The following is a 24,837-nucleotide window of genomic DNA, read 5'->3' as shown; positions in this document are numbered from 1 at the left end:
AAATAGTATATCCGATGAAAGGAACGCAGAAAAATGAATGAACTCGATCCCATGGTGTCATCAAAAGATGCGAATGAAGGGTTCAATGCCATTAGCCACGCCTTCGCGGCCGTGATAGGGCTCGTTGGACTCATTTTACTAGTTGTTTTCTCTGCATTAGAACATAAATGGCTTCATCTGATCAGCTTTGGTCTCTATGGTTTCACAGTGTTTTTCTCAATGACGATGAGTAGCCTTCTACATTTCTTTATCTGGTTCAAGCGATACCTTAAGGTCTTGGGAATCCTTGATCACAGCGCGATTTATCTTTTGATAGCAGGAACGTATACACCGTTCTGCCTTGTGGTGGTCAGGGGCCTACTGGGTTGGATTATTTTTGGAACAGTGTGGGGACTCGCTTTGCTAAATATTGTGCTTAAATCTGTTTTCTTCTCTAAGATGCCCGATATAATCTCTATTGCTGGATACCTTGTTATGGGGTGGCTTTCTATATTCCTCATCTACAAGATATTTCTGGAACTCGGAATGAACGCTGTATTGCTTATGTTCGCAGGAGGACTTTTTTATACAGTGGGTGCGCTAATTTTCTTAAGAGAAAGCCCGAATCCTTTCCCTGGACGTTTTGCAAACCACGAACTCTGGCATGTGCTGGTTTTGTTTGGAAACATCGCTTTCATGGTAGCTATGTTCCTCTATGTACTACCATATGACATACAGTAAGAGACTGCAAGTCACCAATGATGATTGACGCTGGGAACGGCTAACGCCGTTGACGATTGATAATGCGACGCTTGCGAGACTGTCAGCTGATGGAGCGATGTTGAATAGAACCCGAGATCCGAAAAACTGTTGTAGGTGGTAGGTTGTGGGTTGTACGTGAATTTCGAGAGCGCCGTTTGCCGTTGTTCGTTTTCCGTTGACCGATAAGAACCTCAGCCTCTGCAAGCATCGTTCCATCAGTTAACAGCCTTGCAAGCGTCCTGTTTTTCTCAGACTCTCGCTTTCTCGGATTCTCGTTTTTTTCGCACAACCAACAACCCACAACCTACAACGATTCTTGGGTCTCAATTTTCAAGTGGCACGTTATGATAATAGGGGGTTAAGATGATAAATATAAGAAAACACGGAACACCTCCATATACTGTTGCTGTTTTGCATGGTGGGCCGGGAGCTCCGGGTGAGGTAGCTCCTGTGGCAAGGGAATTAGCAAAGAGTATGGGTGTGTTGGAACCCTTTCAGACAGCCATAACGGTAGAAGGACAGATAGAGGAACTAAAAATACAGTTAACAGAAAATGCAGCGCTTCCAGTGACACTAATCGGGTATTCGTGGGGAGCCTGGTTAGGATGGTTGCTGGCAGCAAAACACCCTGAACTGGTGCGGAAATTAATTCTTGTTAGTAGTGGTGTTTTTGAAGCAAAATATGCCAAAAGGTTGATGGATACTCGAAAAAGCAGGCTCTCTGTGAAAGAACAGCAGGAACTGAGCGGACTGTTGGAAGACATGCAATCGGTAGGTGAGTCGGATAAGAATGCTACGCTAGCACGTTTTGGTGCATTGATGACCAAAGCGGATAGTTACGCTGTTTTACCAGAGGATGAGCTTTATGAGTCGATCGAATGTGATATGGCCGTTTTCCAAGGCGTGTGGTCTGAAGCGGCAGCCTTACGAGAAAGCGGAGAATTGCTAGCATTGGGAAAGCAAATTCGCTGTCCTGTAGTGGCCATTCATGGCGATTATGATCCCGGCCCGACAGAAGGAATCCAGAAACCGCTAACATCGGTATTGAGTGACTTTGAGTTTGTTCTCTTGGAACGCTGTGGTCATACCCCTTGGAAGGAACGGTATGCAAGGAAACGGTTTTACGAAGTGCTGAGGGATGCGCTTATATGATGAATTAGATTATAAAACAATTCTGAATTCGCCTTTCACTTTCTTTCACCATGTTGAAACAAGTGGTTACTTAGTACCTGGACGGTAGTTGGAATTAGAAAGCGGATGGCTTCGGCATCTGGAAGTGGCTTTTTCGCGCTTTGACTGAAGTAAATTTCTGGGTACAGTAAAAAGATACTTCATTTTCCAAACCCTTTGCAGAGTGAAAACTCTACCCCGAATTAAATCGAGTCCCACTTGGCAGTATTTCTAAAGATGGAAGTTTTAAAAACGGTGACATTGTATACGGTTGGTGGAGCAAAAAACATTTACCTTAAAAAATGACCCGTTGCTTGTACTTACGCAGAAACTTTATTTTGCAGCAAATTCTTTGAAAATGATAAGGTAAGGTTTTGATATTCCTTTGCCAAAAAAAAGCCCCGGTTTTCCGGGACTTTGTTTTTATAAGTACTGGTGGAGGCGGCGGGAGTCGAACCCGCGTCCGAAGTCAGATCCCCCGTGAGCTCTCCGAGCGCAGTCCGCGTTCGATGTCGAAAGGTCCACTACGCGGACAGAGTGTACCTTTCCAAGCCCCTGAAATGTCCCCGAAACGTCGGGGCTGCGTTCCGGGTAAGATCCGGAGTTATGACGCCCTTCTGCGGAATTCCGGATCAGTCTTCCGCAGGGACGGCTGCTTTATCTAATTAAGCAGCGAGAGCAAATTCAGTGTTGGCACTTTTTTTGTTCCGGTTTTTTGACGTGGTTCCGGAAACCCCGACTCGCTCCCACGGGTTCACTGACCCCGTCGAGACCGTTTCGCCCCCATATATATTTGACTTAAATATTCTAACACAGTTCAATTGTAAGTTCCACTACTCTATGCCATAGCGCTCGAGTTTGTAATAAAGGGTCCTAATACTTATACCGAGTTCTCTGGCAGCTTTGGTTTTATTTCCGGAACACTTCTTCAGGGTTTCTCTTATTAACTTTTCCTCATATTCTGCCATGAGTTCCGAAAGTTTCCCTGTCCTTATGATAGTACTGTGAGTTTTAACCTGTCCCAGCTCGGGAAGGTGTTCCTTCCTGATAATACGTTCATGAGGTTCCATGTTTATCATCGAGCGCCCAAGAACGTTTTCCAGTTCTCTGACATTGCCGGGCCAGGAGTAACTCATCAGAACACGTAAGGCATCTTCTTCTATTCCTTCCACCAAACGCCCATATTCTTGATTTAACTTCATCAAAACCACCTTAACAATCTCCGGGATATCTTCCCGGTGTTCAGAAAGTGGTGGAATAACGATGGGAACAACATTCAATCTGTAATACAGGTCTGCGAGGAACTTCCCTTCTTCAACCAACCTCTCAAGGTCAAGATTTGTTGCGGCAATTACCCTTACATCCACTTTTATGGGTTTCGTTGCGCCCAGAGGAGTTACCTCTTTGTCCTGAAGGAAACGGAGGAACTTTGACTGGATAGTTATATCCATCTTTCCGATTTCATCGAGGAATAGTGTACCTTTATCTGCCTCTATGAGCAAACCTTTCTTACCGCCTTTTTTCGCGCCGGTAAAAGCGCCTTCTTTGTAACCAAAGAGTTCTGACTCCAGTATGCTCTCTGGTAACGCCGCGCAGTTAACACTAATAAAGCTGTTGTTTGCCCTGTCACTGGCGTTGTGAATAGCATGCGCAAAAAGTTCTTTTCCTGTACCGCTCGGACCCCGTAAGAGGACCGTCATTCTCGTTTTTGCAACCCGTTTTGCCTGCTCGACAGCCACCCTCAGTTTCGGAGAAGAACCTGCGATGTCATCGAAAGTGTAGCGTGCTTTGACGTGCCTGAGCATCCTACGGGCGTCTTCCAGCTCACTGGCGAGCTTTTCTATCTCAGAGATGTCGTGTATTACACCAACGCTACCTTTGAACTCACCTCGAACAAAGAGAGGTGTGACATTTACAATGACTTCTTTACGGGCAGGCCCAACTTTGAGTCTTGCATTGTAAATGGGCTGTTGGGTTCTCGCCACTTCGATATGGAGGGAAGAGCCTTCAGCAATATCCACGGTCGCGAGTTTACCTATCACATCTTTCGGACTCATACCGGTGATCCGCGTGTAGGCTTTATTAACGAGCACGATGCGTCCCTTTTCGTCTGCAACGGAGATGGCATCATGTGTTGAATCAATTATGGCGGTTAACAAGGCCTCTATTTCCTTGAGGTTTGTGACTTCCTCAGCCAATTTCTGAACCGTGGTTATATCACGAAAAACCGCCATCACAGCGTAAACACTGCCATCTGAGGATTTCAGGGGGATTCTCGAGGTAACGATCGTTTTTTGATCTAGGTTCTGTATCTTGTCATATTCTGGCTCTCCCGTTTTCAAGACTATATGCAACCGCGTATTTGGAATGGTGCCGAGAACAGGTTTACCTATCACATCCTCTTTCTTGAGTCCGAGGATGCGACAGGCTTCGTTATTTATAAGGATTATTTTTCCGCTTGAGTCTACTACAAGTACGGCTTCCACCAATGCATTGACTATCTCTTCAAACAGGTGTTCTTTCATCCTACCACCTTTTCAGCCTGTGATATAGAGCGATGAATTCATCCGGAGAGAGTTCCTCCGCTCTTATATTTTCGCTCAGGCCAGCCTCATTTAAAAACGCTTCTACATCTGGAATAAGGGCTTTAAGATTGTTCTTGAGCTTCTTTCTCCTTTGTGCAAAAGAAGACCTAACGAATGCCCTGAATTTATCCTTCTCTTCGACCGGGATCTCCATTTCAACCTTTGGTTCAAGCTTAATAACCGTAGAATCTACCTTCGGTACGGGAACAAAATTTTTCTTAGAAACGTCGAACACCTTTGAAACAATCGCAAAGGCAGAAACTGTGACTGTCAACGCGCCGTATTCCTTCGTCGCCGGTTTCGCCAGTAATCTATTTGCGTACTCTTTTTGCACCATGAGCATCGCAATCTTGAAAGGAGGGGCATTGAAAATGATTTTTTCTATTATCGGTGAGGTGATATAGTAAGGGACATTTGCTATAAAATACAAATCTCCCTCAACTTCCAGCGTGGACAGGTCTGCCTTCAGGAAATCCTGGAAATTCAACTGAAGGTTATCGAAGGTTGTTAGTGGTACAAGCAAAGGTTCAAGGCTTCTATCTATTTCATACGCAATCACTCTCTTAGCCTTCCTTACAAGCAGGCTCGTTAACACTCCAGCACCAACACCTATTTCCACTACTGTATCTTCAGTGGTCAAACCACTGGTCTCAACTATCTTCCTTGGTATGGATTCGTTGATCAGGAAGTTCTGACCCAGAGAACGCTTCAATGAGATGTTGTACTTTTTCAACTTCTTCATCAGATCCACATTTTTACCTCCAACAGAAAAAAGCGGGGTATTGCTACCCCGTACCTGGCGGAGAGAGTGGGATTTGAACCCACGGACGGGTTGTGCCCGTCACACGCTCTCCAGGCGTGCGCCTTCGACCGCTCGGCCATCTCTCCAGATTTACAGTATAATTATATAAGTTAGGAAAGAACTTGTCAACGCGAGAAGTTCAACAACATAAAAAGGAGAGGGGGACACGGATGAAAAAGCTTTTCGGGACGGATGGAATCAGGGGGATTATTAATGAGGAACTCACAGCGGAACTCGCTATGAAACTGGGAAATGCGGTGAGTCGATATTTTCTCGGTAAATACACAAAAATGATAATTGCGAAGGACACAAGGGGATCCGGTGATCTGCTTGAAAACGCTGTTGCCGCGGGCGCAGCTGCCGCTGGAATGAATGTTGAACTCGCTGGAGTCATTCCAACACCCGTCCTCGCTTACATCACAAGGAAACATGCCACGATAGGAGTCATGATATCCGCTTCACACAATCCAGCAGTCTACAACGGGATCAAAGTCCTCGAAAAGGGCATGAAGATCTCCGATGAGGCAGAGGTGGAGATCGAGAATTTGATAATCGAGAAGCCTTATCATTATTCTATCTATTCAGAAGTGGGAAGGGTTAGTTATAACCCACATTTACGTGAAACGTATGTGGAACACATTGTGAATAAATACGGAGGTAAGGATTTTTCGGGTTTCGAAGTAATTGTGGACGGTGCAAACGGGGCTATTTCCACCGTGATCGAAGATGTGTACCAGGCCCTGGGAATAAAGTCGGGCTTTAAATATATTGAACCTGATGGTATCAACATAAACGACGGTTGTGGTTCTCTTTATCCCCAAACTATAGGGGCAGAGCTGAACTCCGGCCAGATAGGTATACTCTTCGATGGTGATGCCGACAGATGTCTCTTCGTCCTGCCCGGGAATCAGCTCGTGGATGGAGACCGACTTATGGCTTTGAATGCATACCATATGCAGAAGACGGGTAGACTAAAGAATAATACTGTTGTCGCAACAATAATGTCGAACCTAGGATTTGAACGCTATCTTCAGCAAAAAGGGATCGAACTACTAAGGACAAAAGTGGGCGACAAATACGTACTTGAAAAGATGCTTCATACGGGAGCTACTCTGGGAGGGGAGCAATCGGGTCACATAATTTTTCTAGATGTGAACACCACAGGAGACGGCCTTATAACTTCCCTCGAGACCCTATCAGCCCTTTCGAACTTGGGGATCGAACTTAAAGATTTTCACAGGAGTTTTCCGGTGTATCCTCAAATTTTAAGGAACGTTCCCGTTAGCGACAAAAAAAGAGTCATGGAATGTGAGAAACTTAAGGCGGAACTTGAGAGGCTGAAATCAAGCAATTTGAGAATAGTTCTCAGACCCTCAGGCACCGAGCCTTACATTAGAATAATGGTGGAAGGTGAGGAGCAAATACAAGTCGAATCTGTCTGTGAAAGGCTTGTGGATATCGTAGAGGAGTGTGCAAATGAGTGATTTCATTCATGTGCACGGTGCTAGAGTGCACAACTTGAAAAATATCGATGTGGTGATCCCCAAAAATTCCCTTACCGTGATAACAGGACTATCGGGTTCCGGGAAATCTTCCCTCGCCCTCGATACGATCTATGCTGAGGGACAGAGAAGGTATCTTGAGTCCCTCTCAAACTACGCAAGGCAGTTTCTTGGCGAACTGAAGAAACCCGATGTGGAGAACATCGAAGGACTCTCACCAGCTATCGCCATTGAACAGAAGAATATGAGTCACAACCCTCGTTCGACGGTAGGAACGGTTACAGAGATTCACGATTACCTGAGGGTGCTCTATGCCCGCGTGGGAAAGCCTCATTGTCCACAATGCGGTCGACCCGTTGAAAAGCAGTCCCTCGATGAAATCGTAGAAATGATTTACCGGAACTTCGAAAATGGGGAAAAGGTTGCCATATTGGCCCCCATAGCCCGCGAGAAGAAAGGGGAATTCAGAAAAGAGCTAGATGCACTACGTAAAAGGGGATATATAAGAGTAATTATCGATGGCGAGCAATATGATCTGGAAGAGGAGATAACACTTGATAAGAACAAACGGCACAGAATTGACCTCGTTGTGGATAGACTCAGAGTAACGGAGGATAACGCCTCGAGGTTGAGCGATAGTGTAGAGATGGCCCTTCATGAGGGGAACGGCTTTGTAGAGGTGAGTTCCCTCGATAGAAAGCACAGAAAAGTTTTCAGCGAAAACTTCGCCTGTCCCGTATGCGGGATCAGCCTACCTGACATAAACCCGAAGATCTTTTCCTTCAACAATCCATACGGTGCCTGCCCAGATTGCCACGGTCTGGGTTACACTATGGAACTCTCCGAGGAGCTCGTGGTAGACGAAAATCTAAGTGTACTTGACGGCGCTATCAAAGCCTTGAGCAGTTCGAGGGATAGTTTCAGTATGAAGAGAATACTCAACGTTATCGAGAGTCTTGGCGAAGATCCCAGAAAGCCATTCAAGGAGCTACGGGAAGAAGTGAGGGAAGCTATACTATACGGCACCGACTACGATATCCGTTTCGATTATCGCACAGAAAACCTGAGGTATCAGGTGAGCAGACCTTTCGAGGGTATAATGAACAACCTGATAAGAAGATACAGAGAAACGGAATCACAGGACATCCGCGAATGGATGGAAAGCAAATTCATGGAGAGCAGAGTCTGCACCAGCTGTGGTGGGCAGAAATTGAGAAGTGAGGCCCTTGGTGTAAAGCTGGGGCGTTACAACATTGCTGAGCTCTCGGAGCTTACCATAGCTTCCGTCTACGATTATATAAATCAGCTTGAACTCACCGAACATGAGCTTAAGATCGTTGGAGAACTCCTCACAGAAATAAAGAAGAGGTTGCAGTTTCTCATAGACGTAGGGCTGGACTATCTGACTCTCTCGCGAACGGCAATGACCCTTTCCGGCGGTGAGGCCCAGAGGATCAGACTCGCCACACAGATTGGCTCCGGGTTGACTGGAGTAACCTATGTTCTGGATGAGCCGACCATTGGGCTCCATCCCAGGGACAATAGCAGACTAATAGAAACGCTAAAAAAACTCAGAGACCTCGACAACACGGTTATTGTGGTCGAACACGATGAGGAAGTTATCAGGAGCTCTGATTACATTATCGATATAGGTCCCGGTGCAGGTGTGAACGGTGGAAAGGTCGTCTTCCAGGGACCTACCGAGCGACTGATAGATGATCCACCAGAAGAATCACTCACCGGTAAATATCTCAAGGGTGAATTGATAATACCGCGTCTGAAGAATAATCATACGGCAGGAGATAAAAAGAAGCTGGTGTTAAGAGGTGCACACCAGAATAACTTGAAGTCAATTGACGTGGAGTTTCCTCTGGGAAAGTTCATCTGTGTTACCGGAGTCTCGGGAAGCGGGAAGAGTTCCCTCGTCATGGATACCCTTTATCCCGCTCTGAGCAATCGCCTAAACCGCACAAAACATCCTGAGGGACTTTACGACACCATAGAGGGTATCGAGCACCTCGACAACGTCATCGTCATCGATCAAAGCCCTATCGGAAGAACACCTCGTTCCAATCCTGCGACGTACACAGGTCTCTTCGACTTTATCAGAGATATATTTGCCAGAACGCCAGAAGCAAGAGCCCGTGGATACAGCAAAGGTCGGTTCTCCTTCAACGTGAAAGGCGGACGCTGTGAGGCGTGTCAGGGACATGGACTCATAAAGATAGAGATGCAATTCTTACCAGATGTGTACGTGGAATGTGATGTTTGTAAGGGTAAACGTTACAACCGGGAAACTCTCGAAATCACATACAGAGGGAAAAATATTTCGGACATATTGAACATGACTGTAGACGAAGCTCTGGAGTTTTTCGAGAGAATCCCGCCACTTCAGCGTGCGTTGAAACTGTTGCAGGACGTTGGCCTGGGATATATTACTCTTGGCCAACCAGCGACCACTCTATCGGGTGGAGAAGCCCAGCGAATAAAGCTAGCATCCGAACTCAAGAAACGTTCTACCGGCCGCACTTTTTACATCCTAGATGAACCAACTACGGGACTGCATTTTGACGATGTATATAAACTCGTTAGTGTCCTGAAAAGACTAGTTGAAAAGGGGAATACTGTCCTTGTAGTTGAACACAACCTGGATGTTGTGAAAAACGCGGACTACATAATAGACCTCGGCCCGGAAGGCGGAGATGCTGGAGGCGAAATCGTCGCGACGGGGAGTCTTGAAGACATAATAGAGAATGAGAGGAGTTACACCGGTTTTTACTTGAGAAAACATCTTCAGAGGGAAGAAGTGTTCAAATAAAAAGGAGAGCTTTGCTCTCCTTTTTTTCTGGTGGAGTCGATGGGATTCGAACCCACGACTTTCGCCTTGCGAAGGCGACGCGCTCCCAGCTGCGCTACGACCCCACACGCAAGTATTATAACTCAGGGTGAAAAAAAGTTCAACGTACTATTTCCGCCTTGAAACTCCTCCCGTTTTTCATAAGAGGAACTCCGAAAAGGTCAAGAATCGTTTGCCCCAGGTCAGCAAAAGTTTCGCGTTCACCAAGATTGACATTTTCTTTTATGCGGCTTCCATAAACAAGTAATGGCACTTTCTCTCTTGAATGGTCGGTTGAGGGTGTCGTGGGGTCGCAACCATGGTCTGCAGTAATGAAAAGCACATCTTCAGGTTTCATGACTGCCATTATTTCAGGCAATCGTCCATCGAATTCTTCCAGCGCCTTAGCATAACCAACAGGATTGTTTCTATGGCCATACTTCATGTCGTAATCAACTAGATTGGTGAAGATGAGTCCCTCCTCCACCGTTCTAAGATAGCCAATCGTCTTGTCGATACCATCGTTATTGTCTTTCGTTTTCACGTATTCAGTGATTCCGTGACCATCATAGATATCATTTATCTTTCCAACGGCGTATACTGATACTCCGTGTTCTACAAGACGTTCGAGAGCTATTTCCCCTTCGGGTGGAAGGGAATAATCATGCCTGTTTGGTGTACGTGTGTAATCAGGCCATTTGCCTACAAAGGGTCTGGCGATGACCCTGGCCACTTTGTAGCCGCTGTTGTTCAGGATCTCTCTGGCGATTTCACAGTACCTGTACAGTTCCGGTACCGGTACGACCTCCTCGTGTGCTGCTATCTGGAAGACGCTGTCCGCTGAAGTATAGACGATCAGCGCCCCTGTCTCTTCGTGCTCCTTCCCCAGCTCTTTTATGATCTCAGTACCTGAAGCAGGTTTGTTGCCTATAACTTTTCTTCCTGTGGCCTCTTCAAAAGGCTTAATTATTTCATCGGGAAAACCATTTGGAAACATATCGAAAGGTTTTTCAAGGATTATCCCCATGAACTCCCAATGTCCAGTTGTTGTGTCCTTGCCAGGGCTCTTTTCCAGCATTTTTCCATAAGCTCCCAGAGCTTTTTCAACGGGTGGAACGCCAAGAATATCAGTGAGGTTACCGAGGCCGAGTCGCTGACAATTAGGCATATTTAATCCACCAACAGATTTTGCAGTATTACCGAGGGTGTTCGAACCGGTATCACCATATAATGCCGCATCGGGCATTTCACCCACACCGACACTGTCAAGAACGATTATTATTGTGCGCATCCCATCACTCTCCATTCCTGGATCTTAACTTATTGATATTACCATGCAACGGTTATAATTGGATGGATGAAAATTGAATTTAATTCAGGAGGTACAGATATGGCTGCCCTTTTTATTCTCCTTTTCATCGGAGTTAGAGTTTTCAACATCGTCTTAAAAAAACTGAACCTTACTTATTCTACAGGTCCCAACTCGAAGATTCCTGATTTTCTTACTGACGAAATCGATGATGTTGAGTTTCAGAAGTTCAAAAAATACAATCGTGAAAAGATACAGCTTTCGATCGTTTCCGATGTTATAGACACTTGTATCACCCTGTTGCTTCTTTTGGTGATTTACAGAAAACTCGAAAGCCTTGTTAACATAACAAACAATCCCATCTATAACGGTCTTCTCTTTTTTGCTGTGGTGGGTGCTATTGAGTTCGTTTTATCGTTACCATTTTCCCTTTATAGTAACTTCTCAATAGAAAAACGCTATGGGTTCAACACTATGACCGTTAAGCTATACATCATAGACATTCTAAAGTCTCTCATAATGAACATCGTCATAGTAGGCCCCCTGCTGGCAGGTGCGCTATGGATCGTTTACAACATCGGCAACTGGTGGCTTCCCCTTGCTGCAGGAATACTGTTGGTGCAGTTTCTTGCTGGTTGGATAGTGCCAACGTTGATCATGCCACTTTTTAACAAGTTTACGCCCCTTGAAAACGAAGAATTAAAGGAAAAACTCGAAGCCATCGCTGTTCGAGCCGGGTTCAAAGCGAAGAAGATATACGTTATGGATGCATCCAAGCGTTCAAAGCACTCCAATGCTTTTTTCACCGGGATAGGAAAAAGTAAGAGAATTGTGCTCTTCGACACGTTACTCGACCGCTGTGATATCGATGAAATAGAGGCGATTTTCGCCCACGAAGCAGGTCATTACGTCAATAAAGATACACTCAAGAACATCTTTGTGAGTTCACTGTTTCTAATCATGGTGACATATCTGCTATGGCTTCTGATGAATAGTCAGATAATAGTGAACTACTTCGGAGTAAATGAAAAATACACTGTACTCCTTTATAGTGTTGTTTTCATAGGCGCCCTTTTTTCCATGGGAAGGGGATTCCTCGCAGCTTATGGAAGGAGGATGGAGTTCAAGGCTGATAGATACGCCTCGGAGATCATCGGTGATCCGGAGAAGCTGGCGAAGGCCCTGAAGAAGATATACAAAGCCAATATGTCAAACCTGAACCCACATCCTCTTTATGCCTTTTTTAACTATTCACATCCCACACTTGCCGAAAGAATAAAAGCACTCCAGAGTCTAAGTTGATTCTCGCTCCAAAAATCATTCTACAGGTAATCCTTTCGTCTCCCTGCCAAGGGTGATCGCGAGAATGGCTGATACGGTCGCCAACGCAGCCATGGGGATCATAACCATGGTTATTGAGTTTGTTTTATCCATAATGAATGCCGTATAGTATGGGGCTACGATGCCTGCAATTCTCGCCATGACACCTGCAGCGCCGTTCCCAAGTCCCCTCATTTTCGTCGGATAGAGCTCAGGCGTATATGCATACACCATTCCCCAGGCTCCAAGACAGAATATGGATATTATCACGCTGGAAATCAGCAGGGCGGTCTGTGTACTTATAGCAGCCATAAGAAGAGTGGAAAAACCCGTACCGAGGAAGAAAAAAGCGGTACTTTTCTTCCTTCCGATCTTTTCAATGAGATACGCCGCAAGCAGATAACCAGGTAGCTGCATTACGAGCATAAAGAAGGTGTACCACAGTGAATTCTGTGGAGTGATACCTTTTGAACTAAAAATCTTTGGTGCCCAGATGAAAAGTCCATAATATACGAAGCTAACACTGAACCAGAGGATCCATACCATAATGGTCTGAGAAAAGTAGTCTCGGTTGAAGAGGCTTATAATTGGCATTTTAACATGTTTCGTCACTTCAACTTCTTCCTCTATATTAACCCCGAGAACTTTTTCCAGTCCTTTTTTACCTTTTTTTAGATAAGCAATTTTTGGACTTTCCGGCAGTACCAGAACGACTATCAGTAATGGAATGGATATCAGCGATAAGCCGTAGTACGACCACCGCCAGCCTAAAGTATCAAGCGAGAGAACTGTGAAGAGTCCCATTAAAATGCTGCCAATGGCCCAGCTTGATTCAAGGAGTGTTAAGAACCTGCCGCGTATCCGGATAGCAGTGAATTCTGTGAGATATGCATTTACAACGGGAAGCAATCCACCGTAACCTATACCTGAGAACAATCTAAAGAGAATAAAAGTCTCGGGGGTCTTTGACATTCCCGTGAAATAGGTAAAGAAACCAGCGAGAATCAGGTATGAGAGATTGGCCCACTTCCTACCAAAGAAATCGCTGAGAAGTCCAGAAGAGAAAGCGCCTATTAGCATGCCGATGAAAACGGAACTCGCAATAGTTCCCTTTACTTGCATTGCACCCGGAAGTTCACTGAGGATGCCCGGAAGTGTTAGAGAAAGGATCATAACACCGGCAGCAACGATCATCCATTCGAGGGAAGTAAAGAAGAGCAAGAGGCTTTGTTTTCTGACTGGAACGTATTTCTCAATCACCTTGTCGATGTTCATGGAGGCACCTCCTTGTAGTAAAGTACTGTAAATTTACTGTGTTGACAGTATTAGCAAATTGAAAAGCCCCGCGTTTGCAGGGCTAGAGTCAGGGGATGGACTGGTGGCGAGGGACGGAATCGAACCGTCGACACATGGATTTTCAGTCCACTGCTCTACCATCTGAGCTACCTCGCCGTTCCAGCTGGTGGAAGCGACAGGGTTCGAACCTGTGGCCTCTTGCTTGTAAGGCAAGCGCTCTCCCACTGAGCTACGCTTCCACCCTTGGCGCCCCCAAGGGGATTTGAACCCCTGCCGCCGGCTTGAAAGGCCAGTGTCCTAGACCGCTAGACGATGGGGGCCAGAACATCGTTAATTATCATACACTATAAATCTCAGGTGGTCAAGGGGGAATAAGTATGTTCACTATTTTGAAATCTAAAAAAATTCAAACTTCAATGAAGTTGGAATGAATGAACCCGAGAATCGAGAACTTAAAGATTGTTGTAGGTTGTGGGTTGTAGGTTGTACGTTCTACACCTTAAACCCTAAACCCTCTTTTCTCTTGGTTGCCAGTTGATAGTTGTTAGTTAATAGTCTCGATGCTGGGAACAGCTAATGCCGTTGAGCGTCCACCGTTTTCCGTTATTCGTTAATTGAAGAACTTAGAAGAACGGGTATAGGGTCTGGGGTATAGGGTTTAGAGTATAGAAAGCCCAAGAACTAGAAACCGTCAATTGAAAGCTCTATTCACTCTCGTACCCCCGGATCTCATTTTCCATATCCCAAACTCGCTCTTCTCGATTCTCGTTATCACGTACAACCTACAACCCACAACCAACAACCTACAACCTACAACCGTTTTCCCCGAATCTCGCTTTCTCAGTTTTTCCAACGGAAAATGGAACTTCTGAAATATGGAAATCTTCCCTTTCATGATAAAATTTACATGTGAAGGGAGGGATCCTGTTGCCTATAGATTTCCGCATGACGAAGAGAGGGTTGATCTTGCTAATAGAAGCCTATACCAGTGTCGAAGCCCTCAAACAGGAAATAATGGCGAAATTCTCTGAAGCAAAAGACTTTTTTTCAGAAGGAGACGAGATATCTCTTATGCTGACCCAGGAAACCAGCAAACCCGACGATATCGTCAATATTGTGTCCCTCTTAAACAACATGGGAGTAAAGGTGAAGGATATACTGGTCGGCAGTTTAGAGAAAGCCGATGTCAAGATCGGTCAGAAATACAATCTCGTCAGGGAGAAGGTAACGGAAGTTAGGGGTGCGCTTGTGGTCAAACGCAATCTCCGCTCCGGTCAGATCGTAGTCCATAACTATGATGTAATTGTTATGGGAAATGTCCACACCGGCGCCGAAATCATCGCTGGCGGAAGTATAGTTGTATTTGGCTCCGCAAAGGGAATTTTGAGAGCTGGTTATTCTGTGGGGAATGAGGCAGTTATCGCTGCGATAGAACTCTCCCCCTCGCTGTTACAGATAGGCGGGACTATTTCTCAAGACTATGAAAGACTCTCCCAACCAGCAGTTGCTCATATTAGGACCGGAAGGGTCGTTGTGGAGAGCTTCGATAACCTCAAATTTGAAACTAAGGGGGGAACGCTTTGAAAGCTGCAGAGTTACTCAAAGAACTCTCGAACTCTTTCGGACCCGTGGGCTATGAAGACGAAACGCGCGAACTCATTCTCGAAAGAATCAAACCCCACGTTGACGAAGTTAGCATAGACAACATGGGTAACCTCATCGCCCTGAAAAAGGGTAATACCGGAAAGAAAGTCGCTATTTTTACACACATGGATGAGATCGCCCTGGTTATTTCCAGAATCGACGAACGCGGTTTTGCGAGGTTCGAGAAATTAGGAGGCATAGATCCTAAAGTTCTGATCTCACAGAAGGTCAAGATAAAGTGCCGCGATGGCGTTGAACGCCGGGGCGTGATCGGCATGCTTGCTCCCCATCTTCAGGATAAGGGAACACGCGATAAAGTCCCTGATTTTGACAAACTGTTCATAGACTTATCCGTGAATCCCGACTATGAAGCTGTGCAGGTTGGTGACCTTGCCGTCATCGACTTCGAAGCTATTGAACTAAGCGGTAAAGTAGTCGGTAAGGCCCTCGACGACAGGGCCTGCTGTGGTATATCCATACTCACAGCGAAAGAACTCGAACGTTTCACGAGCAGACCTGATGTGTATTTTATCTTCACTTCGCGCGAAGAAATAGGATCTTTTGGTGCGAAAGTCTCAGCGGAGGCTATTCAACCTGATCTCGGTATCGCCTTGGACGTGACCCACGATGACTCAGAGTTCGAGATAAGCATTGGAAAGGGACCCGCTATCTCCGTTGGAGGACCAAATATAGATAAAAAGTTTTTCAAAATACTTGAAAACACAGCTAAGAAGCACAACATTCCCATTCAGTACGAATTTGCCGCGGGAGGGACAGGAACTGACGCTGATGTAGTTCAGATATCGGGTATAGGCATACCGACATTGTTGATTTCCCTCCCTCAGAAATATATGCACACCCCCGTTGAGGTGGTCGATACAAAGGATGTCGAAAATAGCGTGAGACTCCTATCCACTTTCCTTTCTGAGCTGGAAGAAGGTGAAAAGAATGAAGTTTGAACTCTTGAAAGAGCTAACAGAGATACCCGGAATTTCCGGCTTTGAAGAAAAAGTAGCAGACTTTATCGAAGAGAAAATTAAGGACAAAGTCGATAAATACTGGCGCGATAGCGTTGGAAATCTTATGGCTCTGAAGAAAGGCAAGAATAACAACGCGAAAAAATTAATGCTCCTCGCCCATATGGATGAGGTAGGTCTGATGGTTAGTAAGATAAACAAAGACGGTTCGGTGGGCATCGTGCGTGTTGGTGGTGTCGATCCGAGGGTGCTCATTGGTAAGAAGGTGCTGGTCGGCAGAGACCTGCTCAAGGGTATCATCGGATTCAAAGCCATTCACCTCCAAAGGGATAATTCCCTCCTTAAAGCGCCTTCTTACAAAGAACTGAGCGTGTATATGGGCTTTTCTTCAAAGGAAGAGGCACTGAAGAAGGTGAAGGTAGGAGATCCGGTGTATTTTGACACACAGTATGAGGAAGTGGGACATTATGCAATAGGGAAGGCTTTCGATGACAGAAGCGGTTGCGCTATTCTTATGGAAGTGCTCAACTCCCTGGAAAATACTTCTCTCGAACACGATATCTATTTTGCCTGGGTGGTACAGGAAGAAGTTGGACTCAGGGGAAGCGGTGTTGCTGCAAAGCAGATAGTTCCTGACGCCGCATTAGTGTTCGAGAACACCACAGCAGGAGATAACCCGGAGATACCAGAAAACCGCTGGGCGACGAGGCTTGGCCATGGTCCAGCGCTTACTTTTGCTCACGGTGGTCTCGTACTGGACAGGAAAATCTACGAAACAATCAAAGCTACCGCGGAAAGCAATAATATCCCATACCAGCACAAAGCCAGGATTGCTGGAGGAACAGATGCGGCGAGACTGGCCAGGACTCTCAGTGGAATACCATCGGGCGTGATTTCCACGCCCTCACGATATATCCATTCGCCCGTTTCTATAATTGACACCAGAGACTTCTCGGCGCTTATTAAACTTGCAAAGATACTTGTGACTGAAGGGAAGGTGTTACCAGAATGAAAGAACTCATAAAAAAACTTACGGAGATCTCTTCACCAAGCGGCAGGGAAGATGCAATCAGAGAGGCTATCATCGAAGAGATAAAGAACCATGTCGATGGCTATAGAGTGGATGCCCTTGGTAATCTGATCGCCTGGAAAAAGGGAAATTCCGGGAAAAAGCTGCTCTTCGATGCCCACATGGACGAGATAGGTGTGGTCGTTACTCACATCGACGATAATGGCTTCCTCAGAGTAGAGATGATTGGTGGTGTCTCACCATACATACTCCTTGGCTCAAGAATAAGATTTGAAACTGGTGTTATCGGTGTTGTGGGTGTCGAAGGAGAAACGGGCAAGGAATATTCAGAAAACATAAAGAACCTCGCCTTTGATGTGCTCTATGTGGATATTGGTGTAACAAGCAAAGAAGAAGCTGAAAAGAAAGCCCCCATCGGAACCTTCGGAACTTACGACGCTACATTCCTGGATCATGGAAAGCGTCTTGTTTCAAAAGCAATGGACGATAGGATAGCCTGTGCTATCCTCGTTCAGGTGGCGAAAGAACTCAAAGATCCTAAAGATGATGTGTATTTCGTCTTCAGTGTCCAGGAAGAAGTAGGGCTTGTCGGTGCAAGCGTAGCAGCGTTTGATATCAAACCCGATATGGCAATAGCCGTCGATATTACAGGGGGACCAGACACACCAAAAGCCTTCAAGAGAATGGGCTTCAAACTCGGTGGGGGACCTGCAATTAAGATAAAGGACAAGGCTAGCATCAGTTCCTCTCAGGTCGTTGAAAAGTTAACAGAAGTGGCTAAAAAGCATGCTATCCCGTATCAGTACGAAATACTTATCTTTGGTGGAACCAATGCCCGGGGTTATCAGCTCACAGGAGCTGGCATAGTTGCGGGAACAGTCTCCGTTCCCACCAGATATGTACACACACCTCACGAAATGGTGGACTACGACGATGTGTTGAACACAGTAAAGCTTTTGAAGAAACTCGTCGAAGAAGGAGTAGCATGAAAACACTTTCTTTTGAGCTTCATGAAAGACAACGTTGCGATATCTTATTTGGCAAAGAGAATATCAATATATTTTCACCGGAGTCCATTGTTGTGATGGACTCCGGCCTTAATAGTTTCTTCACCGAGGTCCCCTCTGAAGTGCATCTATTGCCTGGTGGAGAACATGTGAAGTCTATAGATAGAGTTTTTGAGCTATATCAGTTGTTCAGAACACGAAATCGCTCATTGGTGACAGCAATTGGTGGCGGTGCGCTCATTGATCTGGTGGGATATTCTGTATACACACACAGCCAGGTGAAGGAACTTTTCGCCGTGCCTACAACCTGCCTGGCGCAGTCGCTCTTGCCGATTCACGGAAGATTTTACGTAAATTTTGAATTCAGAAAAGATCTATTAGCTGTTTGCGGTCTTCCAGGACGAATTTATATTGATCCAGAGTTCAGTTTTTCAAGGTTACAGGAAAAAGGCAACAGTGAATTGATCCCCCTTTTGCTCATAACATACTCTTATGATGAACATGCATTTCGGTATCTACAAAAACTACTAAAAAAAGGGGAAGAGTTGTCTTATGACACATGGACAGATATCTTATGGTTGAGTATAAAGCTTTACACAGAGAACGTGAAGGACAGTCCTGGTGTCATAGGTATGGGGTTTGCCAACATATTCGAGTCAGTGTTCAGGCTTAAACTGGAATTCCTAAATGCGCTTGCCTTTGGCACAGTTTTTGAAGCATGGCTAGGTAAGATCTTTGGTGTCGTGAGCGAAGAGCAGTATTTACTTCAATTAGTGAGAAAGTTTTGGAGCAGGCAATGGCCTTTGCGCCTTGATTTTAGTTCAATCAATGAATACCTTGGTCAGATAGAGAAATTGGAACTAGAGATACCATGTTTCGGGAACATTTTCCATGAAAAAATAGGCACTGAAGAATTTTTCAAACTTCTGAGAGACCATGGAAGAGAATTGGAGCGTTTGCTATGACGGAGAGAAGTATAGGGATTGTGATAAGAGTTCTGATCGTGATTATCCTGGGACTTTCCATATTTACCTTTTTGCTGGGTGGTTATGCTTATCTGTTAAAAAAAGAAGCTGAAAGCTATCGTCTGATAATAGATGAAATCCGTTCAAACTTTTTGCCGGAAGAATCTGAAGAAATTGAGGCCGCAATCCCGGCAACGAGACTATCAGAAATCTCTTCTGAGGTGGTTATTGAAAGACCTCAACCAGTGAAACCTGAACGTAATTTCTATCTCGAAACTTTTGACTACGAACAGCTGATACTAAGGTCTTTCGATTATTTTATGGAAGGGACGGATTTTTCATACGTTGTGGTAAACAGTGATGTGGCTTTCAAGCTTTGTGTGGAGGCAGGTGAACTGAACTATTTCATCACCAGAATTGAGGATGGACTCTATGGCGTCGCTTCTTTAGTTGGATTACCGTTAGAGGGGTTGTATCCATCAAAGATTGTTTACGGCTTACAGCTTGTTTCCCATACTCTGGCGGATGGCCTCGCTCCACAGGTTATAAACTTGAGAGCGAGAGGATATCCGGCATTTGTCTACAGATGGACTACATCCGATGGGCGTGTTTTTTACTCAGCAATTCTCGGTTTGTTTCCTGATCTTGACACAGTGCGGGCGTACTCCAGCAACTTGAACGTGGCAGAAGTGGAAGAATTGACAGGATGGAGGATCTCCGATCGTTTTCCAAGAAGGATAGAATGAATGTAAAATGAAGAAATTGAAGAGACTTTCGGCGAAAGAAGCTCAAATTCTTGGAGCATTTCTTTTTGTCCTAATCATGGCCCTTGTGGCTGTTCTGAGTCCTGAAAATTCTGTAGAAAGTACCGCAGGAGAAAAGCTACCGGGAATGGAAGCGAAGGAAAGATTTCCGATAGACATTAATATTGCTGATATCCAGACGTTGGAGCTGCTGCCTGATATAGGATCCACCAAAGCGAAGAGTATCGTCGCATACCGGGAAACTCACGGCGGATTCACAAGTCTGGAAGACCTGTTAAATGTTAAAGGCATTGGTCCTGCAACCCTTGAAAAAATCAAAGAGTTCATTTCGGTGAATCAGCCAAAACAGGAGCAAACTCAAGACACCATCAACAAGCTGGATTTGAATAAGGCTTCGCTGGAAGAGCTCATTGCATTACCGGGTATAGGCGATAGCAAAGCGAAAAGTATTATTGAATATCGAGAGAACCGTGGTGGATTTGATAGCATTGAACAACTAAAGGAAGTAAAAGGCATAGGTGAAAAAATCTTCGCCGGGCTCAAGGACTTTATAACAGTTAAAACTCGCTCAGGAAAAATGAGAACTCCAGCAACATCAGGCCCTGAAAAGCTGAATGTTAATCTCGCGGATATTGAAGAACTCCAAAAATTGCCCGGTATAGGTCCTGTGCTCGCAGAAAGGATTGTCAGTTACAGGGAGGAACGTGGTCCTTTCAAAGATCCGCTTGAACTAAGGAATGTAAAAGGAATAGGTGATAAAACTCTCGAAAAGATCAGGGAGATGATTGACTTTTGATTCTGCTGCATGTCTGCTGTGCACCCGATGAATTGATCGCCTTGGAGCATCTCGAGGAAGAGGATATAAAAGAAATCACAGTGTTCTTTTTCAACCCAAATATTTTTCCATACGAAGAGTACACGAAAAGGCTCAGAGAATTCTACAAAATCAGCAAACGATATCCGATAGATACTATAGAAGGAGAATACGACGGTGATTTCTCATCGAATTTTCTCTCAAAGTTTGCCACAGAACCAGAAGGGGGTAAGCGTTGTTATTACTGTATCAGATACAGGCTGGCTGTAACAGCACAAAGAGCAAAGGCATTAGGGTACAGCGCTTTTTCAACCACTTTGCTGGCGAGTCCCAAGAAGAACGTTGAAATGGTTCACCGTGTCGGCCGCGAAGTAGAAAAGGCACTCGGGGTAAAATACATCCCCTTTGATTTCAGGAATGGAAAGAACAAGGAGAGAATCAGGGAATTAATGAAAGATGTATACAAACAGAACTATTGTGGCTGCGTATTTGCCTTGAGAGAGCAAGTCATAAAAAAGCAGGAACGCGATGAAAGAGATAGGATGTTGTTCAGAGAACACTTCAGCCAGCTGGAGCACCTATGGCAATTCAGGGGAAAACCCCTGAGTTTCTCCGAATTGGGCGAAAAGGATATGAGTGAGTTGAAAAAAATTATTGAAATACTTAAACCTTCTGCGCTCGTAATCGATGAAAATACAGCTGAAAAATTCGGACTCAATAAGAACTGGTTGAAGTGCGGAAAATACAACTGCAGAATCGAAAGGAGATAGAAAATGCTAGAGAGTGAGATCCAGAAATTCGTGATGGAGCTGGAATCTCTGAGCCCGGAACTGGGAATAGAACTCAGATTGATAAATGAAAAGGGAGAAAGCCTTGGCACAGAGCTTCCCTGTCGGGTGCCTTCGCTGTCTATCGCCCTAGCCGTCAGCACAGGTACTCGAAGCACTACTTCGAGTGAAGGAATACTTGTCAGTGTTATACCAGTCAACGTGAGGGGCAACAAGTTTCTACTCGCTGTTTTTGGAGAGGTGACACAGGACACGGGATACAGATTGCTTTCGAAACTCCCTGAGTTGATCATGAGGAGTGGAAACCATGGTCAGCTTTGAGCTTAAAACGCCTCGGATTTTCAATCTCGATATCACCCTTGATTGCGGTCAGACTTTTCGCTGGGTGAGATCGAACGGGTGGTGGAAAGGCATCGTAAGAGATACAGCTCTTTTCCTTCGTCAAAAAAACGGGACTCTGGAGGTCATCGCTTCATCTGATAGGTTGTTGGGAGAGGATATAGACACTGGATTAATGCATTATCTGGGTTTTGATGACCCGCTGGAGGATATACTCATGGAAATTGAGAAATTGTCCCATGATTTACCAGAGCCAGCGAAAGAGATTTCCCTGAAGTCCATAGCAGAAGGGAAAGGGCTAAGGATCTTAAGACAGGATCCCTTTGAAATGACTGTGGAGTACATAATCTCGACTCGAAACAACATCCCAACGATAAGGAGGACGTCAGACGCCCTCTCTGCGTCTTTTCATGAGAATCGGATTCTACTCAATGATGAGGTGTTTTACAGCTTTCCAAAGCTGCCCCAGTTGAAAACTTTAACGTTAGAACAACTCAAAGAATTAAAGCTCGCCTTCCGTGCTCAATGGCTCTACGAGCTTTTCCAGAATCTCAATGAAGAAGAATTTTTCATATCCTTGAGAGACCTTCCGCTCGATGAGAAGCTCGAAAAGCTCATGGAACACAAAGGAATCGGTTTCAAAGTCGCCAGTTGTATAACGCTGTTCGGCTATGCTGAACTGAATTCATTTCCCGTCGATATCTGGATAAAAAGGGTCATGAAAGATCTCTTCAATGTGGAAGGAAGCACGAGGAAAATCATGAGGTTTGCAATGAACAGGTTCTATCCATATGCTGGCTATTACCAGGAACTTCTGTTCCGTTATTATAGAAAAAGATTCGGGAGAGGAAAAAGAGCATGAGAATAAACATAGTAGGCGGTGGGCTCGCGGGATCTGAAGCAGCCCTTAGCTTGGCTAGTAGGGGCTTCAAAGTCAGCTTATATGAAATGAGGCCACAAAGAACAACCGAGATTCATAGGACCGGGGATTTTGCAGAGCTTGTGTGTAGTAATTCCCTGAAATCAGAAGACCTGTCAAATGCCTCCGGGGTGTTGAAGGCAGAGGCCACTCTCTTGGGTTCCATATTAATCGAGATTGCGAAAAAATACAGGGTTCCCGCGGGAAAGGCACTGGCGGTCGACAGGATAAAATTCTCAGCTGAAATCACGAGACTCATTAAGGAAAACCCAAACATAAACGTCATAAGACAAGAGGTTAAGAGTATAGAGCTGAACGACGAAGATACTATCTGGATCGTGGCAACTGGGCCACTTTCTTCTCCTGATTTTGAAAGCTGGCTTTTGAGTGTTTTCGATGAGGACCTATTCTTCTTCGATGCGGTGGCCCCTATCGTTGCCGCTGATTCCATAGACATGACCCTCGCCTTCGAAGCCGATAGGTACGGCAAGGGATCCGGAGATTACATCAATTGCCCGCTGAAAAGAGAAGAATATGAAGTCTTTCACGATGCTCTAGTAAACGCAGAAAGGGCTCCAATAGAGAATTTCTCCGATAGACTCCTCTTTGAGCGCTGTCAACCTGTTGAAGAAATAGCCAGGTCTGGTATCGACGCCCTGAGATTCGGACCGATGAAACCCGTTGGGCTGATCGACCCCCGGACAGGGGAGCAACCTTACGCTGTTGTCCAGTTGCGTAAAGAAAACGTTGAAGGGACGCTCTACAATCTTGTTGGCTTTCAAACGAGGTTGAAATGGAATGAACAGCGACGTGTGTTCCGGATGATTCCGGCTCTGCATTCCGCCGAGTTCGTCCGATACGGCGTGATGCACAGAAACACCTACCTCAACTCTCCAAAACTCTTGAATCCGGATCTGAGGTCCAGGGAGTTCAGTAACCTCTTTTTCTGTGGCCAGATTACCGGACTCGAAGGGTATGTAGAAGCGATCACCAGCGGACGTTTTGTCGCCCTCAATGTTGAGCATTTTTTAAAGACTGGTCAAACGTTCGTGCTACCGAAAGCGACAATGCTCGGTGCACTCATCGATCATATAACCATCTCTGGAAAAGTACCGTTGAACCCTGTATACGCCAACTTTGGACTCCTGCCCTCCGTTCGTGCAAGGGGGAAACGTGAGAAGAAACTCTTGAAAGCAAAACGTGCCATAGAAACAATGAAGTCATTCCTTGAGAGAGAAGGGATATTATGATACTGCGCTCAGAACCTGTCTTTTCACCCAGACCCTGGGGAAATTGGAAGCTGAACGAACTGTACGGCGTAGAAAGTGATGAACCTATTGGAGAAGTATGGTTGCTTTCTGATATCGATAGCATGAAGACTCCGCTCAAGAGCGGGGATGGTTTACACTATCCCGGAGAGTTTATCGAAGAGTTTTGTGGAAGAAAGATCAACAGGTTCCCGCTGTTGATAAAGTTCATCTCCACCAGGGATTGGCTGTCGGTCCAGGTTCATCCTGATGATGATACAGCCCGGAAATTGGAAGGAGAACCGTGGGGTAAGACCGAATGCTGGTATTTCACCTCCCGGGGAAAAATTGCGGCCGGGTTCAAAGAAAAGACTCTCCCGGAACAGATCGGTCCGGATTCTCTTTCCTATTTCGAACTAGACACAGGCGATTTTGTGGGGCTTCCCGCTGGACTTGTCCACGCCCTCGGTCCTGATTCAAACCTTATAGAGATCCAGCAAGCTTCCGATATCACTTACAGGACCTACGATTGGGGTAGGGGCAGGGAATTGCACATCGAAAAGGCGAAGAAAGCGATCAGACCTGAACTGAGGCCAAAGATAATCAGGGGACTCAAAGAAAGGGTAAAACTCGGCTTTTTCAGTGTGACACCTGCAATGGAGGTCACCGGTACAGGAATTGCGGTAGTCATTGGAGAAAAGCCAGAACTCTTTGTCGTGATAAAAGATAGGTTCTCCCGAGAACATCCCTTTTTATGGATAATCGTCGAAATGAGGGATTGA

At 45.4% G+C, this 24,837-nt stretch carries 22 protein-coding genes, 5 tRNA genes and 1 other RNA gene; 17 read left to right on the top strand and 11 right to left on the bottom strand.

From position 1 onward, the window contains the following. The first annotated feature begins 33 nt into the window (after nucleotides 1-33). Complete coding sequence (gene trhA, locus IX53_RS00275) at nucleotides 34-720, top strand: PAQR family membrane homeostasis protein TrhA (RefSeq protein ID WP_053001067.1); 687 nt, start codon at nucleotides 34-36, stop codon at nucleotides 718-720. 384 nt (nucleotides 721-1,104) lie between these two features. Further along, nucleotides 1,105-1,893, top strand: a complete 789-nt coding sequence (locus tag IX53_RS00270; protein WP_047753649.1) for an alpha/beta fold hydrolase — start codon at nucleotides 1,105-1,107, stop codon at nucleotides 1,891-1,893. Between the two features lie 451 nt (nucleotides 1,894-2,344). On the opposite strand, the gene ssrA is transcribed toward IX53_RS00270, so the two are convergent. The 4 genes from ssrA to IX53_RS00255 form a co-directional block, all read right to left on the bottom strand. After that, nucleotides 2,345-2,696, bottom strand: a transfer-messenger RNA (tmRNA) gene (ssrA, locus tag IX53_RS10715). A gap of 48 nt (nucleotides 2,697-2,744) precedes the next feature. Then, on the bottom strand, nucleotides 2,745-4,436 hold the full coding sequence (locus IX53_RS00265) for a sigma-54-dependent Fis family transcriptional regulator (RefSeq protein ID WP_053001066.1): 1,692 nt from the start codon (nucleotides 4,434-4,436) through the stop codon (nucleotides 2,745-2,747). A gap of 1 nt (nucleotide 4,437) precedes the next feature. Further along, the gene (gene rsmA / locus IX53_RS00260; RefSeq protein ID WP_047755309.1) at nucleotides 4,438-5,238 is read right to left on the bottom strand and encodes a 16S rRNA (adenine(1518)-N(6)/adenine(1519)-N(6))-dimethyltransferase RsmA; all 801 of its coding nucleotides are present in this window, start codon (nucleotides 5,236-5,238) and stop codon (nucleotides 4,438-4,440) included. Nucleotides 5,239-5,293: 55 nt separating this feature from the next. Next, a tRNA-Ser gene (locus tag IX53_RS00255) sits at nucleotides 5,294-5,384 on the bottom strand. An 84-nt stretch (nucleotides 5,385-5,468) separates the two neighbouring features. Between IX53_RS00255 and glmM the strand changes: the two genes are divergently transcribed. Continuing rightward, the gene (gene glmM / locus IX53_RS00250) at nucleotides 5,469-6,782 is read left to right on the top strand and encodes a phosphoglucosamine mutase (protein WP_047753648.1); all 1,314 of its coding nucleotides are present in this window, start codon (nucleotides 5,469-5,471) and stop codon (nucleotides 6,780-6,782) included. Next, a complete protein-coding gene (gene uvrA, locus IX53_RS00245; RefSeq protein ID WP_047753647.1) occupies nucleotides 6,775-9,618 on the top strand; it encodes an excinuclease ABC subunit UvrA in 2,844 nt (947 codons plus the stop codon). The genes glmM and uvrA overlap by 8 nt, the downstream gene beginning before the upstream one ends. A gap of 28 nt (nucleotides 9,619-9,646) precedes the next feature. Here uvrA and IX53_RS00240 read toward each other — a convergent pair. Both IX53_RS00240 and IX53_RS00235 read right to left on the bottom strand, forming a co-directional pair. Further along, nucleotides 9,647-9,722: transfer RNA gene (locus IX53_RS00240), tRNA-Ala, on the bottom strand. Between the two features lie 35 nt (nucleotides 9,723-9,757). Further along, nucleotides 9,758-10,927 (bottom strand): phosphopentomutase, encoded by a 1,170-nt coding sequence (locus IX53_RS00235; protein WP_047753646.1) that lies wholly within the window; start codon nucleotides 10,925-10,927, stop codon nucleotides 9,758-9,760. A gap of 99 nt (nucleotides 10,928-11,026) precedes the next feature. Between IX53_RS00235 and IX53_RS00230 the strand changes: the two genes are divergently transcribed. Next, a complete protein-coding gene (locus IX53_RS00230) occupies nucleotides 11,027-12,247 on the top strand; it encodes a M48 family metallopeptidase (RefSeq protein ID WP_047753645.1) in 1,221 nt (406 codons plus the stop codon). A 15-nt stretch (nucleotides 12,248-12,262) separates the two neighbouring features. Here IX53_RS00230 and IX53_RS00225 read toward each other — a convergent pair whose 3' ends face one another. The 5 genes from IX53_RS00225 to IX53_RS11025 all read right to left on the bottom strand — a co-directional run bounded on the left by IX53_RS00225 (nucleotide 12,263) and on the right by IX53_RS11025 (nucleotide 14,456). Further along, nucleotides 12,263-13,540 (bottom strand): MFS transporter, encoded by a 1,278-nt coding sequence (locus IX53_RS00225; RefSeq protein WP_047753644.1) that lies wholly within the window; start codon nucleotides 13,538-13,540, stop codon nucleotides 12,263-12,265. A gap of 101 nt (nucleotides 13,541-13,641) precedes the next feature. Next, nucleotides 13,642-13,717 (bottom strand) — tRNA-Phe (locus tag IX53_RS00220). An 8-nt stretch (nucleotides 13,718-13,725) separates the two neighbouring features. After that, nucleotides 13,726-13,800: transfer RNA gene (locus tag IX53_RS00215), tRNA-Val, on the bottom strand. Between the two features lie 5 nt (nucleotides 13,801-13,805). Next, nucleotides 13,806-13,881 (bottom strand) — tRNA-Glu (locus IX53_RS00210). A 371-nt stretch (nucleotides 13,882-14,252) separates the two neighbouring features. Continuing rightward, nucleotides 14,253-14,456, bottom strand: a complete 204-nt coding sequence (locus IX53_RS11025; RefSeq protein ID WP_156173060.1) for a hypothetical protein — start codon at nucleotides 14,454-14,456, stop codon at nucleotides 14,253-14,255. A 32-nt stretch (nucleotides 14,457-14,488) separates the two neighbouring features. Here IX53_RS11025 and minC point away from each other — a divergent pair, with 32 nt between their 5' ends. The 12 genes from minC to IX53_RS00150 are packed head-to-tail and all read left to right on the top strand — an operon-like array spanning nucleotide 14,489 to nucleotide 24,837. Continuing rightward, on the top strand, nucleotides 14,489-15,145 hold the full coding sequence (minC, locus tag IX53_RS00205; RefSeq protein WP_053001064.1) for a septum site-determining protein MinC: 657 nt from the start codon (nucleotides 14,489-14,491) through the stop codon (nucleotides 15,143-15,145). Continuing rightward, nucleotides 15,142-16,164, top strand: a complete 1,023-nt coding sequence (locus tag IX53_RS00200; RefSeq protein WP_047753643.1) for a M42 family metallopeptidase — start codon at nucleotides 15,142-15,144, stop codon at nucleotides 16,162-16,164. Before minC ends, IX53_RS00200 begins: the two co-directional genes overlap by 4 nt. Further along, nucleotides 16,154-17,194: a M42 family metallopeptidase gene (locus IX53_RS00195; protein ID WP_047753642.1), complete on the top strand. Its 1,041-nt coding sequence runs from the start codon at nucleotides 16,154-16,156 to the stop codon at nucleotides 17,192-17,194. Before IX53_RS00200 ends, IX53_RS00195 begins: the two co-directional genes overlap by 11 nt. Then, complete coding sequence (locus IX53_RS00190; RefSeq protein WP_047753641.1) at nucleotides 17,191-18,201, top strand: M42 family metallopeptidase; 1,011 nt, start codon at nucleotides 17,191-17,193, stop codon at nucleotides 18,199-18,201. Before IX53_RS00195 ends, IX53_RS00190 begins: the two co-directional genes overlap by 4 nt. Further along, complete coding sequence (locus IX53_RS00185) at nucleotides 18,198-19,184, top strand: dehydroquinate synthase/iron-containing alcohol dehydrogenase family protein (protein ID WP_053001063.1); 987 nt, start codon at nucleotides 18,198-18,200, stop codon at nucleotides 19,182-19,184. The genes IX53_RS00190 and IX53_RS00185 overlap by 4 nt, the downstream gene beginning before the upstream one ends. Continuing rightward, a complete protein-coding gene (locus tag IX53_RS00180) occupies nucleotides 19,181-19,930 on the top strand; it encodes a hypothetical protein (RefSeq protein ID WP_047753640.1) in 750 nt (249 codons plus the stop codon). The genes IX53_RS00185 and IX53_RS00180 overlap by 4 nt, the downstream gene beginning before the upstream one ends. A 7-nt stretch (nucleotides 19,931-19,937) precedes the next feature. Further along, entirely contained in the window at nucleotides 19,938-20,744 is an 807-nt protein-coding gene (locus IX53_RS00175) for a ComEA family DNA-binding protein (protein ID WP_053001062.1), read from the top strand. After that, nucleotides 20,741-21,532, top strand: a complete 792-nt coding sequence (locus IX53_RS00170; protein ID WP_047753639.1) for an epoxyqueuosine reductase QueH — start codon at nucleotides 20,741-20,743, stop codon at nucleotides 21,530-21,532. Before IX53_RS00175 ends, IX53_RS00170 begins: the two co-directional genes overlap by 4 nt. 3 nt (nucleotides 21,533-21,535) lie before the next feature. Further along, entirely contained in the window at nucleotides 21,536-21,871 is a 336-nt protein-coding gene (locus IX53_RS00165) for a hypothetical protein (protein WP_047753638.1), read from the top strand. After that, nucleotides 21,858-22,751, top strand: coding sequence for a DNA-3-methyladenine glycosylase family protein (locus IX53_RS00160; protein ID WP_047753637.1), 894 nt, complete (start codon nucleotides 21,858-21,860; stop codon nucleotides 22,749-22,751). The genes IX53_RS00165 and IX53_RS00160 overlap by 14 nt, the downstream gene beginning before the upstream one ends. Beyond that, nucleotides 22,748-24,058 (top strand): methylenetetrahydrofolate--tRNA-(uracil(54)-C(5))-methyltransferase (FADH(2)-oxidizing) TrmFO, encoded by a 1,311-nt coding sequence (gene trmFO / locus IX53_RS00155; protein WP_047753636.1) that lies wholly within the window; start codon nucleotides 22,748-22,750, stop codon nucleotides 24,056-24,058. Before IX53_RS00160 ends, trmFO begins: the two co-directional genes overlap by 4 nt. Then, a complete protein-coding gene (locus IX53_RS00150; protein WP_047753635.1) occupies nucleotides 24,055-24,837 on the top strand; it encodes a type I phosphomannose isomerase catalytic subunit in 783 nt (260 codons plus the stop codon). The genes trmFO and IX53_RS00150 overlap by 4 nt, the downstream gene beginning before the upstream one ends.

Source organism: Kosmotoga pacifica, from assembly GCF_001027025.1.
GTDB classification, from domain to species: Bacteria; Thermotogota; Thermotogae; order Petrotogales; family Kosmotogaceae; genus Kosmotoga_B; species Kosmotoga_B pacifica.
The sequence above is the reverse complement of the archived record's forward strand: the minus strand, read 5'-3'. Positions and strand labels throughout refer to the sequence as shown.